This is a genomic window from Variovorax sp. OK212 (assembly GCF_900112425.1).
In the GTDB taxonomy this organism is placed as follows: domain Bacteria; phylum Pseudomonadota; class Gammaproteobacteria; order Burkholderiales; family Burkholderiaceae_C; genus Variovorax.
On sequence record NZ_FOLP01000005.1, the window covers coordinates 38,583 to 52,733 of the forward strand.

A 14,151-nucleotide genomic window follows, 5' to 3' on the forward strand; every position below is an offset into this window, starting at 1 on the left:
CATGGCCAACGAACCCAGCAGCGGCGCATCGGTGTGCGACTGCAGCGACCCCGCGCAGCAAGTGGCCGTGATCCTCTACCCCAGCCTCGGCACGCCGCTGCTGATCGCCTCCGGCCAGAAGAGGTGCAGCCTCTTCATCGCCACGTCGGCGCTCGGCGTGGCCAACAGCCGTGGCCGGCGGTTCACGCAGGACAAGCGCGCCGAGCTCGTCTCGATGGACGGCGACGAAGAGCAGACCGCCGCGGCCACCGTGGCGCGCCACCTGCGCCTGGTCGGCATGACGGGCACCAAGCCCGAGACCGACATCCGCGTGGGCGCGCTGACCGGCGACGGCGCGGACTGCGCCAAGGCCCGCAGCGCCATCAAGGTCTGGCGGGTCGCCAGGTTCGAAGCCGGTGCGCTCATCTACAACCAGAAGGGCGAGGTCTTCGCCACGCTCAGCCCGCAGGCCGTCGGCGCATACACCGCCTCGGGCTTCACGGGCGGCCATGTCTACGAGGTCGACCTCGACATCGACAAGCTCGCCGTGCAGCCCGCGACCGACAGCTTCAGGAGCTTCGCCTGGATGGTCGAACCCACGCCGCAGCAAAAGCAGAACCTGCCCACGCTGTGCGCGGTCGGCACCGTGCACTCGCAGGACCTGCTGGTCGAGTCCTTCCTTGCAGCCCAGGTCGACGACCCGCGCCACCGGCACCAGCCCGCGAACACCGGCAGCGCGCCCAGGGGCAAGGAAACCAGCCTGGTGGAATACGACGTGGCGCAGACGGCGCAGAAGGCCCACACGCTGGCCCTCGATGCCTCGCAGCGCCTGGCGGCGTGGCACCCGGTCATCCGGCTGTCAGGCAACGCGCCGCTGAAGCTCGCGCACCTGAGCGACGTGCACATCAACGTGCGGCACAACGCGCTGGCCAAGTCGCCCGCGCGCGTCATCGAGGACAGCGGCAGCTTCGAAGGGCCCGCGGTCGGCGCGCGCGTGTGCAACAGCTTCAATGCGCTCAAGGCGCTCTTCGACAAGATCGGTGCCGGCAGGAAGCCCGACACCGCGCTGCTCTTCACCGGCGACCTGATCGACTTCAACCGCAACATCGACCCCCGGCTCGTCGGCGACGCCATCGGCGAGCAATGGAAGAAGTTCAACGTGTTGAACCACTTCAACACGCCGGGCCTGTATCCGCGCGGCCAGGACGACATGCTGGCCTTCAGCCTGGTGCGCTACGCCTACAACGAGCTCAAGCTGCCTGTCTTCATGACCAGCGGCAACCACGAAGCCTACGCGGTGCCCTACGGCATCAGCCCGCGCATCAACGACTGGGGCGCCGCCATGGGCGTGCTCGAGGACACCACCGACACGCTGGACCCCGATGGCTGGGGCAGGGAACGCGCCTTCCGCCCCACCGTCACCGTCCACACGCGCGGCGGCCCGCACCCGTCCAGCCGGATCGGCCCCATGGCCGAGATCGGACGCCGCGTGGTCAACAGCAACAAGAACCTGCATATCGAGGACCTGGCGCAGACGTACAAGAACTTCGACAGCGCCAGCCAGTGGCACAACAACAAGGCCAACGAAGGCATCTCGGCCGACCACAACATGAGCATCTACGAGGCCACGCTGGCGTACGGCCCCACCTATGCGCAAGCGCTGACCGGCAACAACTACCGGACCGAGAACTACGACTGGTTCCACACCCTGTTCACGCCGCTGGAGGACGTGCTGATCGCGCTGGGCGTCGAGCCCGACCGGCCCGGTCCCGCGACGCAGGTGATCGCGGCGCTGGGCTGGGGGCAAGGCGAGAACTTCAAGAACCTCACGGTGAGCGGCGTGGCTGTCACCACGACCGACCGGCAAGGCACCGGCATCCTGCCGCGCGCGACCCAGTCCTTCAGCACCAGGCAGCTGCAGTTGCTGGGCCAGGCCCAGAACCACAAGCGTGCGAGCCCGGGCGCCAGCCTCACGGTGGCGACGCACTTCACCATCATCAACTACGACGAACCGCTGCCCTACTCCACGGCACCCGCGCAGGCGCGCTTCGTTCCTTCGAGCAGTCCCCTGGGCGCGCCCCTTCGCGGGCAGCCCGGTTTCAACCAAGTCAACACCGGCACCTGCGAGATCAACCAGGACGCCTATTTCGAGCGCTTCGTGAATGTCGAGGGTGGCAATGCCGGCAGCGCGACGCCCGAGACCGCGGTGGACTGGCACTTCAGCGGCCACAGCCATCGCAGCGGCGTCTACAGCGTCGCGTGGTGCCAACCCTCCAGCGGCGCCCGCATGATCCAGGTCACGAATGCCGTGGACCCCGGCATCCGCAGCGAGACCGTGAAAGCCCCGGCACGCCAGCGCACGCGCTTCATCGTCAGCAGCAGCGGCGGACCGGTCGGCAAGCAGAACCTCGACAACGAACTCGACGGCTGGACCTTGCGCCCGCCCTCGGGCACGCTGCTGGACCCGGCGACCGGCGTCATCACCCAGGTCATGACACAGCGCTCGCGCCGAAGCGCCGGTGCGCCGCTCAACGAGAAGCCCCGCCTTGCGGTGGCGCTGGACTACATGGCCGTGATGAGCCGGCACCCGGACAAGGGCATCGAGACGCCCCTGGCTTTCACGCCGACGCAACTCATACAGGCGGGATGGACGGTGCCGCTGGCGCTGAGCACGACCGTGGCCAGGCTGTCATGCATCGCAGGCGTCAGGTTCTGGGTGTTCGAAGGCGGCATGGACGAGGAGAAACGCGTCGTGAAGCAATGGCATGTGCTGACGACCGCCTTCGATGCAGACCCCAAGGCCCCTTCCGTCACGTTCAAGCCCGAGGACCATGCCGTGCTGATACGGGCCCTGGGCGACGGCGCAGTCACCGTGCAGGCATTCTGCGAAGTGCTGCTCAAGCAGCCCCAGGTCGGCAAGGACGACTGGAGCAAGGACATGGATTGCACGGACCCGTGGATGTTTCCGCTGGAGATCGGCGTGTTCGGTACGGTGCTCAAGGGCGGGGGCATGGATTACCGTGCGACGGGGACTTCGAAGTGGTTCTTTCGCAGGCCGGCGGAAGAACGAGGGGAGGTTCCCGACTGGAAGTTTCTGGCGAAGTACTACGCGAACAAGGGATACACGCCAGTGGATGAGGCCATCGATCCCGCGAAAGCAAAAGAGGCAAAACAATGAGGGTTCAACCATGCGACGTCGCGGTTTTCTTGGGGGCGTTGCCACCATGGCCGGGGGAGCATTTTCATACGCGGAAAGCTCCATGAACAAGACGAACATCAAGAGCTTCGGCAAGATCTACAGCCATCTGCAAGATCCCGCATTGCGCACGAAAGACATCGGCGACAGTGTGCTCGTCATCGATGGCGCGGAGTTCAGCGGCGTCAACTTTGCAGACCTGATCTGGCGGAACCTCAGGTTTGTGAACTGCGACTTCATCGGCGCCTATGAAATCAAGCTCGAGCGCCTGGAGCAGTCCTTGTTTGAAAACTGCCGATTCGGCGGCATTCACAGCTTCGGCGACATGGTCGACGTCAAATTCTTGCGATGCCAGGCGCGAGGACGCACCTTCATACAGGGGCAATCCGACAGCAAGAATCTTGTTTTCGAAAAGTGTTCCTTCGTGGGCAAGTCCAGCGAGCCGAATGAATGGGGTTCCGTCGGAAGCTACGCCCAAGCCACATTCATGGCCTGCGAGGCAAAGTGGTTCAACTTGCGTGGTCACTCCAAGCTCGATCTTGTCGATTGCAGCATCGAGGATGTGAACGCAGTGCCTTGGCACGAACACGGCGGCTCGCATGTCTTCATCGACAAGTGCAAGCTCCGGGGCACGCTCGATCTATCGGGAGGAGGCTCGCTTCTGCTCTCGCTCACTGTCCAGGACACCGTCCTGGAAAATCTCGACCTGCGCGACGCCACCGTCAAAGGCGACGTGACCATGGAAAGAATCAAGGGCGGCTACATCAACGCCTACGTCAGGCAGGCCGGCGGCCTGCGCATTCGCAACAGCCAGATCCTGGGCAACGGCAGGAAGATCTTCGAGGCCTATGCCGGCGGCATCCAGTCGATAGAGATCGACACCGTCGTCTTCGGCGGCGACCTCTCTTCCGAACCCGTGACCATCGCGGGCGGCTTCTCGCTCAAGAGTGCCGACCGGATCTCGAACATCAGCCAGTCGATCGACATCCGGAACTCGACCATCCCGACGCTCGATGCGAGCTATCTCCACACGCAGCGCCTCGTGCTGCAGGACAACCAGATCATGCGTGCCAACATGTCCAACAGCCGCGTTGCCGATCTCGAAATTTCCGGCACCCGCATCACCGGCAAGCTGGACTTCCACGGTACGCAGGCCACGCAGCAGAAAGTGGACCTGAGCGCCGGCAGCACCTTCGGGCGCGTCGACCAGATGGACGGTTCGAACATCCGGCTGCAGCCGCGCTCCACGCGCTGAAGTGCGCCGGACCGGATTACCTCAGGAGCAGTCCGCGCTTACCCCTGATGTTCACTTCGCAGACAGGCACGCCGTTCGAAGGCGGCAAGAACGAGGGGACGTTCCCGACTGAAAGTCTCTGGCAACGTACTGCGAGAACAGCGGCTACGTCTCTGCACTGGAAGCCATTACCGGCAAGAAGCCGAAGACAACATAGAGAACAGCATGTACATGCAACGGCGCTCGGTTCTGCGTGCCTCCATCTCTCTCGCAGCAAGCGCTGCATTCACCACCGGATTCGCCATGGTCAAGAACAACGTACGCACGCTGGGAAAGAAGTTCGACTACCTCCAAGACCCTGAACTGCGCACCAGGGAGGCCGGCGACGCGCCACTCGAGATTCGCGGCGTGGTGTTGAGCGGCACTGTTTTCGACGGCCTCCTGTGGCGCAACCTCAAGTTCATCGACTGCGATTTCGTCGGTGCCTACGAGATCAAGGCCGACATGGAATCCGTTGCGTTTGAAGATTGCCGATTCGCCGGGATATTCAACTTCGGAAAACTGACAAACGTCGACTTCCAGCGTTGCCTGGCCAAGGCGAACACCGTCGTGGTCGGAGGTACTGGTAGCAACGGTGTCAGGTTTTCCGATTGCATCTTCATCGGTACGGAAACCGATCCGAACCGTTGGGGCGGCATGGGGTCGTACGGAGAAACCGAGTTCACGCGCTGCAAGATGAAATGGACGAATGTAGTGAGCGAGACCAGGCACACCATCGTCGACTGCGAATTCATCGATGTCGATTGCAGCGTCAGCAAGGACGGAGGTGGCTCCGAGGTGCTGATCGAACGATCGAAGCTTTTCGGAAAGTTCGACATGAGGCCAGCCACGCTTGTGTCGCTCACGGTTCGCGACACGGTGCTGGAGTATCTCGACCTGCGCGACGCCACCGTCAAAGGCGACGTGACCATGGAAAGAATCAAGGGCGGCTACATCAACGCCTACGTCAAGCAGGCCGGCGGCCTGCGCATTCGCAACAGCCAGGTCCTGGGCAACGGCAGGAAGATCTTCGAGGCCTATGCCGGTGGCATCCAGTCGATAGAGATCGACACCGTCGTCTTCGGCGGCGACCTCTCTTCCGAACCCGTGACCATCGCGGGCGGCTTCTCGCTCAAGAGTGCCGACCGGATTTCGAACGTCAGCCAATCGATCGACATCCGGAACTCGACCATCCCAACGCTTGACGCGAGCTATCTCCACACGCAGCGCCTCGTGCTGAAGAACAACCAGATCATGCGCGCCAACATGTCCAACAGCCGCGTTGCAGACCTGGAGATTTCCGACACCCGCATCACCGGAAAGCTGGACTTCCATGGCACCCAGGCCGCGCAGCAGAAAGTGGACCTGAGCGCCGGCAGCACCTTCGGACGCGTCGACCAGATGGACGGTTCGAACATCCGGCTGCAGCCGCGCTCCGCGCGCTGAAATGACGAGTGCCGGGTGCCGAGTTGCCACCCAACGCTGTCCGCGCATATCCCTGGTGTTCACTTCGCACGCAGGAACGCCGTTCGAAAGCGGCAAGAACGAGGGGAAGTTCCCGACTGGAAGTTTCTGGCGAAAAACTACAAGGGCAAGGGGTATGTGCAGTCCAAGGAGGCCATCAATCCAGACGGCGAAAAGTGAATCAGGAGAACCGCAATGAACCGGCGCTCTCTTCTATCTGCTGCAGCTGCATTGGCATCGTTCTCACCTCTTCTTTTTGGATATTCCATGGTCGACAAGAAAAACATCCGGTCGTTTGGGAAAACCTATGACTACCTGCGCGATCCAGCACTTCGACAAAAGGAAACGGGAAACTCGCAACTGCTGGTCGATGGCGCAGAAGTCAGTGGCGCGAACTTTCACGACGTCGCGTGGCACAACATCAAATTCGTGAAATGCGACTTCGTGGGCGGCTACGAAATCAAGCTCAGTGAACTACGGAATTGCATCTTCGAGAACTGTCGATTCGCAGGAATCATCAACTGGGGCATTGCGACGTCGATTCGCTTTGTGCGCTGTCAAGCCGGTGGGCAAAGCAACGTGATCGACTTCAGTGGGAGTTCCGACATCCGCTTCGAGACCTGTGTGTTTGTCGGTACAGATCCGAATCCGAACAACTGGGGTGGTATCGGCAGCAGAGGCGATGCCACTTTTGTCGACTGCAAGGCAAAGTGGTTCGACCTTGCCGGCTACAAGCAGATCGTGATGGACAGATGCGAAACGCAAGACGTGGGTATCTGGACCGACAGCGCCGCGAACAGCGGCACGAGCCATGAATCGGCGGTCGTGGTCATCAAGCATTCCAAGCTGCGCGGCAGTTTCGGCATGGTTGCCAGTGATCTTCAATCGCTCACTCTCCACGACACCGTCCTGGAAAATCTCGACCTGCGCGACGCCACCGTCAAAGGCAACGTGGTGATGGAAAGAATCAAGGGCGGCTACATCAACGCCTACGTCAAGCAGGCCGGCGGCCTGCGCATTCGCAACAGCCAGATCCTGGGCAACGGCAGGAAGATCTTCGAGGCCTATGCCGGCGGCATCCAGTCGATAGAGATCGACACCGTCGTCTTCGGCGGCGACCTCTCTTCCGAACCCGTGACGATCGCGGGCGGCTTCTCGCTCAAGAGTTTCGACCGGATCTCGAACATCAGCCAGTCGATCGACATCCGGAACTCGACCATCCCGACGCTTGACGCGAGCTATCTCCACACGCAGCGTCTCGTGCTGAAGGACAACCAGATCATGCGCGCCAACATGTCCAACAGCCGCGTTGCCGATCTCGAGATTTCCGGCACCCGCATCACCGGCAAGCTGGACTTCCACGGCACCCAGGCAGCACAGCAGAAAGTGGACCTGAGCGCCGGCAGCACCTTCGGGCGTGTCGACCAGATGGACGGTTCGAACATCCGGCTGCAGCCGCGCTCCGCGCGCTGAAGCGCCGCGTGCCGGATTGCCTGGGGGGCAGTCCGCGCTTACCCTCGGTGTTCCCTTCGAACGAATGCACGCACTTCGCACCCCGCACGCACGAACACCGACACCATGCCCCGCATCACCGAACGCCTCGCCGCCCTGGGCCTCGTCCTCCCGCCGCCCGTGACGCCACCGCCCGGCGTCGTCCTTCCGTTCCAGTTCGTGCGCGTCATCCGCCGCCGCGCGATCGTCTCGGGCCACGGCCCGCTCAACGCCGACGGCACCATCGCCGCGCCGCTCGGCAAGCTGGGCCGCGAGCTGAGCGTCGAGCAAGGCTACGCGGCCGCTCGGCTCACGGCGCTGGCGATGCTCGGCAGCCTGCAGCGCGCGCTCGGCGATCTCGACCGCATCACCGCGTGGACGCGCGTGTTCGGCATGGTCGCCAGCGCACCGGGCTTCGACAGGCAGCCCGCCGTCATCAACGGTTTCTCCGATCTCATCCTCGAACTCTTCGGCCCCGACGTCGGCGCGCACGCGCGCAGCGCCGTGGGCATGGCGGAGCTGCCGTTCAACCTCCCGGTGGAGATCGAAGGCGAGGTGGAGTTCGAGTGACGACACCCGCGCATCCATGGACCTTGCGGCGCGCCGAGGCACCCGACACGGCCGCCGTCGCCGCCTGTGCCGCCGAGGCCTTCCGCGTCTACATCCCGCGCCTGGGCGTCATGCCACGGCCGATGACACGCGACTACGGCGAGGCCATTGCCCACGCGCAGGTGTGGGTCGCCACACTGCACGGCGAGACCGTGGCCGCATTGCTGCTCGACGTGACCGGCGAAGGCTTCCTGATCGACGTGATCGCCGTGCTGCCGCAGCACCAGGGCACGGGCCTCGGTCGCGCATTGCTCGAACTGGCGGAGCGCGAGGCGCTGCGGCAAGGCCATGCGTCGGTCTATCTTTTCACCAACGAGAAGATGACCGAGAACCTCACGCTCTACCAGCGCATCGGCTATGTCGAATACAGGCGCGAGTCGCTCGACGGCCGCACGCGCGTCTACCTTCGCAAGCCGCTGTAGCAGCCACTCCGATGCAGCTCGACCGCATCCACCATGCCGCGATCATCTGCGCCGACTACGCGGTGTCGAAGCGCTTCTAACCGAGGTTCTGGGCCTGCGCGTGGTCGCCGAAAACTACCGCGCCGCGCGCGACTCGCACAAGCTCGACCTGGCGTTGCCGGACGGCTCGCAGATCGAGCTCTTCTCCTTCCCTCAGGCGCCCGCGCGGCCCACGCGTCCTGAAGCGCAGGGCCTGCGTCACCTGTCCTTCGAAGTGCACGACGTGCAGGCCGCTGCCGACGAACTCGCCGCACAAGGCATCGCCGTCGAGCCCTTGCGCACCGACGAATTCACCGGCCGGCGCTTCACCTTCTTCGCCGATCCCGACGGCCTTCCGCTGGAGCTCTACGAAGCCGCGCCGGCCGAAGCCCTCGATGCGCTGCTGCTGAAACTCGAAGGCGCGCTGCACCTGCGCGAGGTGCGCGCGAGCGCCGTGCGACTCGAGGAGCTGCTCGACGACGACTTCCATGAACTCGGCGTCTCGGGCGCCGTGTGGACCCGCGCCGCGATCGTCGAGGCCTTGCGCGGTGAGGCTTTTTCCTTGCGCACGATGTCGAACTTTCGCGTGCTGCGCATGGCGAGCGACGTGGCGCTGGTCACCTACCGCGCACACCGCGAAGCCATTCCCGAAAGGCCTGCCGCGGACTCCTTGCGCAGCTCGCTGTGGAAGCGCCGGCACGGCCGCTGGCGCATGGTGTTTCACCAGGGCACGGCCCTGTAGTTTTCTTCTTTCTCTCTTTCTTTCTCCCTCCCCTTCCGGGGGAGGGCGGGGTGGGGGCACAGCGGCCTCCAACCCAACGCGGCGCCTTATCAAAGCAAAGGCCTGCCCCCATCCCAACCTTCCCCCGGGAGGGGAAGGCGCAAGACAGCAGCGCTACGCCGCCTCGCCGAAAGCCACGCTCGCGCGAAGCCCCGTAGGCTCCGCCGCTTCCAGCCGCAGCTCCGCCCCCAGCAGCTCCGCATAGCGCGACACGATCGACAGCCCCAGGCCCGAGCCCTGGCCCAGCTTCTGACCTTCCGGCCCTTGCGCCCAGCGCTGCATGAGGTCGCGCCGCGCCTCGATGGGAATGCCGGGCCCGTCGTCGATCACGCTCAGCGTATGGCCCGACAGCTCCACCGTGATGGTGCGCCCGCCGTAGCGCAACGCGTTGTCGATCAGGTTGTCGAGGATGCCCTCGACCAGCGCCTCGTTCGCAAGCACCACCACGCCGTCGTCGAGGCCGCGCGCGCCCAGGTCGACACCGCGCGCGTCGGCCTTGGCGAGGTGCCGCAGCACGGTCTGCTCGGCCAGCACGTCGAGCCGCACCGGCACGCGCTCCAGCCCCGCGCGCGCCTCTTCGGCCAGCGCCAGCGCCAGCAGCTGGTCGATCAGGTGGCTGGCGCGGCCTTGGCGCTCCGACACGCGCTCGAGCTGCTCGCGCCACACGGCGGTGTCGTGCTGCGCCAGCCCGTACTCGGCCAGCGCGCGAATGCCCGCCAGCGGTGTGCGCAGCTCGTGCGCCACGTTGCCCACGAACTCGCGCTGCGCCTGCACGCTGTGGCCGAGGCGCTCGAACAGCGAGTTCACCGCGTTGCCCAGGCGCTGCAGTTCGCGCGAAGTCTGCGCCACCGACACCGGCGACAGGTCGTGCACGTCGCGCCGGTCGAGCGCGCGCTGCAGCTCGCCGAGCGGGCGCAGGTCGCTGCGGATGCCGTACCAGAGCCACACGGCCAGCAGGATCAGCAGCACGATCTGCGGCGCCAGCGCGTAGCCCAGCAGCTGGCGCACCAGCGCGGTCCGGCTCAGCGTGGTCTGCGCAATGATCACGCGGTAGGGCATGCTGATGTCGGGCTCGGCGTCGTGCTCGAGCACCACGGCGCGCAGCGTGCTGCCCTCGTAGTCGATGTCGGCGAAGCGATAGCGCGCGCCGTCGGCCGGCAGCGGCGCCTGCAGGCCGGCCTGGCCCGAGATCAGCGTGCCGTCGAGCCGCTGCACCGCGAAGTACACCTTGTCGACCTGGTCGAACAGCACGGTCGCCACCTCGCGCGGCGTCAGCAGCAGCTCTATGCCGCGCTCGCCCGCCTGCACGTTGGCCGACAGCGCGTACGCGTCGTCGAGCATGCCGCGGTCGAAGGCCTGTTCGGAAAAGTAGTTGGCGATGACCAGCGCGATGACCGCGCCGACCATCCACGTGAGCGCCAGCGGCACCAGCACGTTGCGCAGCACGCGCCGCGTGAGCGACGGTGCCGGGCGCGCGCCCGTCCCCCTCGCCCCCTTCGCCCTTCCCCCCGCGCGCGCTGCCGGCGTGGCTGGCTGCTCTGTCTTCGTCGGCTCGGTCACGCGCGGATCACACCTCGGCCTCGAGCAGGTAGCCGATGCCGCGCAGCGTGCGGATGCTCGCGCCCGAGCCCTGCAGCTTCTTGCGCAGGCGCGAGATGAAGGCTTCGAGCGCGTTGTCGCCCAGCGATTCGTCGAAGCTCGAGAGCTTGTCGGACAGCGCCCGCTTGCTCACCGTGCGCCCCGGCGGGCTCATGAGTTCCCACAGCACCTCGAACTCGCGCGCCGGCAGGTCGAGCGGGCCGCCCGTGGTGGAGAAGCGCCGCGCCTTGCGGTCGAGCTTGAGCTGGCCGAGCAGCACGATGTCCTCGGTGCCCTTGGCGCGGCGCACCAGCGCGCGCAGGCGGGCCTCGACCTCGGCCAGGTCGAAGGGCTTGCCCAGGTAGTCGTCGGCGCCGGCATCGAGGCCGGCGATGCGCTCCTCGGTGCGCCCGCGCGCGGTGAGCACCAGCACGGGCGTGCGGTCGCCGCGCGCACGCGCCTGGCGCAGCGCGGTGAGGCCGCTCGCAAGGCCGCTGGTGGGGCTGGCGGTGGCGGGCAGGTTGAGGTCAAGCAGCACGGCGTCGAAAGGCTGCACGCGCCACAGGTGGTCGGCATCCTCGACGTTGGTCGACACGTCGACGCGATGGCCCGCATCCGCAAGGCTGCGCAGCATCACGTCGCGCAGCACGGCGTCATCTTCGACAAGCAGGATTCGCATGGTATTTTTTGAATGGTTGGAGAGGGTCTGCCATTGCGATCGACGGGTCAGCGGCCGGTCAGTCGCTCCAAGCGATAAACGCCACATGAGCATACGACAGCCACACGAAACACGGGCCACTTTCATGGCCCGTGCCGCCCGATGAGTGCACGCGAACCCTCCGATCAGTTGAGCATCGTCCCGCCCGAGGTGCAGCGCACCGCGGTGGTCCTGCTGCATGGTTTGTGCAGCACGCCTGACGAGTTGCTGACCGTGCAGTCGGCGCTGCGTAGCCGTGGCTACGCGGTGCACCCGATGACGATCGAAGGCTACTCGTTCGACGCGAACGCGCCGCTGCAGCGCGCCGCGCCGTACGAGCGCTGGCTCGACGCGATCCAGGCCCAGGTGAAGGCGCTGCGCGCGCAGCACGACCGCGTGATGCTGGTCGGCATCTCGGCCGGCTCGTCGCTGGCGCTCGGCGCGGCCATCCGCTGCGGTGCCGAGGTCGACGCGCTGGTGCTCATGTCGACCACGCTGCGCTTCGACGGCTGGGCCATTCCGCGCACGCAGTTCCTGCTGCCGCTGGCTTTCTACACGCCGCTGGGGCGCTTGTGGCAATACCGCGAACGTCCGCCCTACGGCGTGAAGAACGAACGTGTGCGCGCCTGGATCGAGCGCGAGCTGCGCCACCGCAAGGTCTCGCGCGCCGGCAGCTCGGTCATCGGCGTGGGCCACCTGCGCGAGCACGACCGGCTCATTCGCCATGTGCGGCGCAACCTCAACAACGTGCAATGCGCCAACGTGCTCGCATTGCATGCCCAGCAGGACGAGGTGGCCAGCGTGGCCAATCTCGACATCCTCGCGCGCGGCCTTCGCTGCCGCGCATTCCGAACGGTGGTGGTCGCCAACAGCTACCACATGATCACCATCGACAACGACCGTCAACAGGTTGTGCGCGAAACCGTGTCGTTCGCCGATGCGGTGGCGCATGGCACGATGCCCGAGCATCCGCTGTACGCCTGAACCCTCCGCACACGTTCGACATCGCCTGAAAGGAAAACATCTCCATGTCTTCTTCCGTCTCCTCTTCGCCCACTTTCAACAGCATCGCCACGATCCTGGAAACCGACTTCCGCGTCGAGCGCTCGGCCATCTCGCCGGCCACCGCGCTGTCGGACCTCGGCCTCGACTCCCTCGCGCTGATGGAGTTCGTCTTCGCCGTGGAAGACGCCTTCCACCTGCGCATTCCGGAAGACCGGCTCGACCCGCGCGAAGCCGGCATCACGCTGCAGCGCCTGTGCGAGGTGATCGACGCCGAAAGCGCCAACGGTGCCGCTGCGCCCGCGGCTGCATCCGCCCAGTCCATCCAACCGGCCGAAGCCACCGCATGAGCAGCGGTGCCGCCCACGCCGTTCTCGCCGCCTCGGCCGCGCGCGCCGCCTCCGCGCCGGTGCGCGTGAGCGGCATCGGTTTCATCACGCCCATCGGCCGCACCGTCGAGGCCTTCGACGATGCGCTGTTCGCGGGCCGCTCGGCCGTGCGCGCGCAGGCGCTCGAGATCAAGGGCATGGACACGGTGCAGCTCGCCGTCGCCGCCTGCGAGTTCGACTCGAACGGCGTGCGCAGCACCTCGCGCCTGCCGCTGGACCGCGGCACCGCCATGGCGCTGGCCGCCGCGCAGGATGCCGCGTCCGAAGCCGGGCTCGACCTCGACAGCCTCGACCGCGACCGCCTCGGCGTCTTCTGGGGCAGCGGCCTCGCGGGCGCCGGCACCTTCGACAACACCACCAGCGCGCTCTACGGCGAACAGCGCCGCATGCGCCCGACCACCGTGCTCACCGTGATGCCCAACGCCGCCGTGGCGGAGCTCGCGCTGCACTTCGGCGCGCGCGGCTCGGCCATTGCCTACGCCTGCGCCTGTGCCTCCTCGGCCGTGGCCATCGGCGAGGCCATGCGCGCCATCCGCGGCGGCTGGATCGACGTGGCCATCGTCGGCGGCCACGACGCCATGCTCACGCCTGGCGTACTGGCCAGCTGGAACGCCATGCGCGTGATGGCCACGCCGCCGGCCGACGCGCCGGCTTCGGCCTGCCGTCCGTTCTCGGGCGACCGCGCGGGCTTTGCCATCGGCGAAGGCGCGGCCGCGCTGGTGCTCGAATCGCAGGCGCATGCCGCAGCACGCGGCGCCGAAGCGGCGCCCTTCGTGCTCGCGGGCTACGCCACCAATTGCGACGGCACGCACATCACCAACCCCGACACCGCGGGCCAGGTGCGCGCCATGCGTGCCGCGCTGCGCGACGCGGGCCTGGAAGCCTCGGACATCGGCCACATCAACGCGCACGGCACGGCCACCTCGGCCGGCGACGCCGCGGAAGCCGCCTCGATCCGCGAGGTGTTCGGCAAGTCCGTGCCGGTCAGCGCCACCAAGGCCATCCACGGCCACGTGCTCGGCGGCGGCGGCGCGATCGAACTCATCGCCACGCTGCGCGCGCTGGCCCGCGAAACGCTGCCGCCCATCGCGAACCTGCAGACGCCCGACGCCGCCTTCGATCTCGACTTCGTCCAGGGCGAGGCGCGCGAGGCCAAGGGCATCCGCTATGCGCTGTCCAACTCCTTCGCTTTCGGCGGCACCAACGCGGTGATCGTGGCCGGCCGCCAGGACTGACGACACGGCAAGACTGA

The 14,151-nt window shown here is 66.2% G+C and carries 12 protein-coding genes; 10 read left to right on the forward strand and 2 right to left on the reverse strand.

The window, feature by feature from the left end; translation table 11 throughout:
* Position 1: 1 nt before the first annotated feature.
* The 7 genes from BM004_RS16755 to BM004_RS42475 all read left to right on the forward strand — a co-directional run bounded on the left by BM004_RS16755 (position 2) and on the right by BM004_RS42475 (position 9,194).
* A complete protein-coding gene (locus BM004_RS16755) occupies positions 2-3,157 on the forward strand; it encodes a metallophosphoesterase (RefSeq protein ID WP_177206519.1) in 3,156 nt (1,051 codons plus the stop codon).
* Between the two features lie 82 nt (positions 3,158-3,239).
* The gene (locus tag BM004_RS16760; RefSeq protein ID WP_093215091.1) at positions 3,240-4,430 is read left to right on the forward strand and encodes a hypothetical protein; all 1,191 of its coding nucleotides are present in this window, start codon (positions 3,240-3,242) and stop codon (positions 4,428-4,430) included.
* 204 nt (positions 4,431-4,634) lie between these two features.
* Positions 4,635-5,894: a pentapeptide repeat-containing protein gene (locus BM004_RS16765; protein ID WP_143072441.1), complete on the forward strand. Its 1,260-nt coding sequence runs from the start codon at positions 4,635-4,637 to the stop codon at positions 5,892-5,894.
* A 213-nt stretch (positions 5,895-6,107) separates the two neighbouring features.
* On the forward strand, positions 6,108-7,385 hold the full coding sequence (locus tag BM004_RS16770) for a hypothetical protein (RefSeq protein WP_143120466.1): 1,278 nt from the start codon (positions 6,108-6,110) through the stop codon (positions 7,383-7,385).
* A gap of 105 nt (positions 7,386-7,490) precedes the next feature.
* On the forward strand, positions 7,491-7,973 hold the full coding sequence (locus tag BM004_RS16775) for a RidA family protein (protein WP_093128785.1): 483 nt from the start codon (positions 7,491-7,493) through the stop codon (positions 7,971-7,973).
* Entirely contained in the window at positions 7,970-8,434 is a 465-nt protein-coding gene (locus BM004_RS16780; protein WP_093215099.1) for a GNAT family N-acetyltransferase, read from the forward strand. The genes BM004_RS16775 and BM004_RS16780 overlap by 4 nt, the downstream gene beginning before the upstream one ends.
* A 100-nt stretch (positions 8,435-8,534) precedes the next feature.
* On the forward strand, positions 8,535-9,194 hold the full coding sequence (locus tag BM004_RS42475; RefSeq protein ID WP_371269720.1) for an SMU1112c/YaeR family gloxylase I-like metalloprotein: 660 nt from the start codon (positions 8,535-8,537) through the stop codon (positions 9,192-9,194).
* Positions 9,195-9,347: 153 nt separating this feature from the next.
* On the opposite strand, the gene BM004_RS16790 is transcribed toward BM004_RS42475, so the two are convergent.
* Positions 9,348-10,679, reverse strand: a complete 1,332-nt coding sequence (locus BM004_RS16790; protein ID WP_093128788.1) for a sensor histidine kinase — start codon at positions 10,677-10,679, stop codon at positions 9,348-9,350.
* 121 nt (positions 10,680-10,800) lie between these two features.
* On the reverse strand, positions 10,801-11,490 hold the full coding sequence (locus BM004_RS16795; protein ID WP_093128789.1) for a response regulator transcription factor: 690 nt from the start codon (positions 11,488-11,490) through the stop codon (positions 10,801-10,803).
* Between the two features lie 141 nt (positions 11,491-11,631).
* Between BM004_RS16795 and BM004_RS16800 the strand changes: the two genes are divergently transcribed.
* From BM004_RS16800 to BM004_RS16810, 3 genes are read left to right on the forward strand one after another with little or no spacing between them, the layout of a single operon-like run.
* Entirely contained in the window at positions 11,632-12,492 is an 861-nt protein-coding gene (locus BM004_RS16800) for an alpha/beta hydrolase (RefSeq protein ID WP_093128790.1), read from the forward strand.
* Between the two features lie 44 nt (positions 12,493-12,536).
* The gene (locus tag BM004_RS16805; protein WP_093215101.1) at positions 12,537-12,860 is read left to right on the forward strand and encodes a phosphopantetheine-binding protein; all 324 of its coding nucleotides are present in this window, start codon (positions 12,537-12,539) and stop codon (positions 12,858-12,860) included.
* Positions 12,857-14,134 carry a beta-ketoacyl-[acyl-carrier-protein] synthase family protein gene (locus BM004_RS16810; RefSeq protein ID WP_093128792.1) on the forward strand — a complete coding sequence of 426 codons (1,278 nt, stop codon included), beginning with the start codon at positions 12,857-12,859 and terminating at the stop codon, positions 14,132-14,134. The genes BM004_RS16805 and BM004_RS16810 overlap by 4 nt, the downstream gene beginning before the upstream one ends.
* Positions 14,135-14,151: the final 17 nt, after the last annotated feature.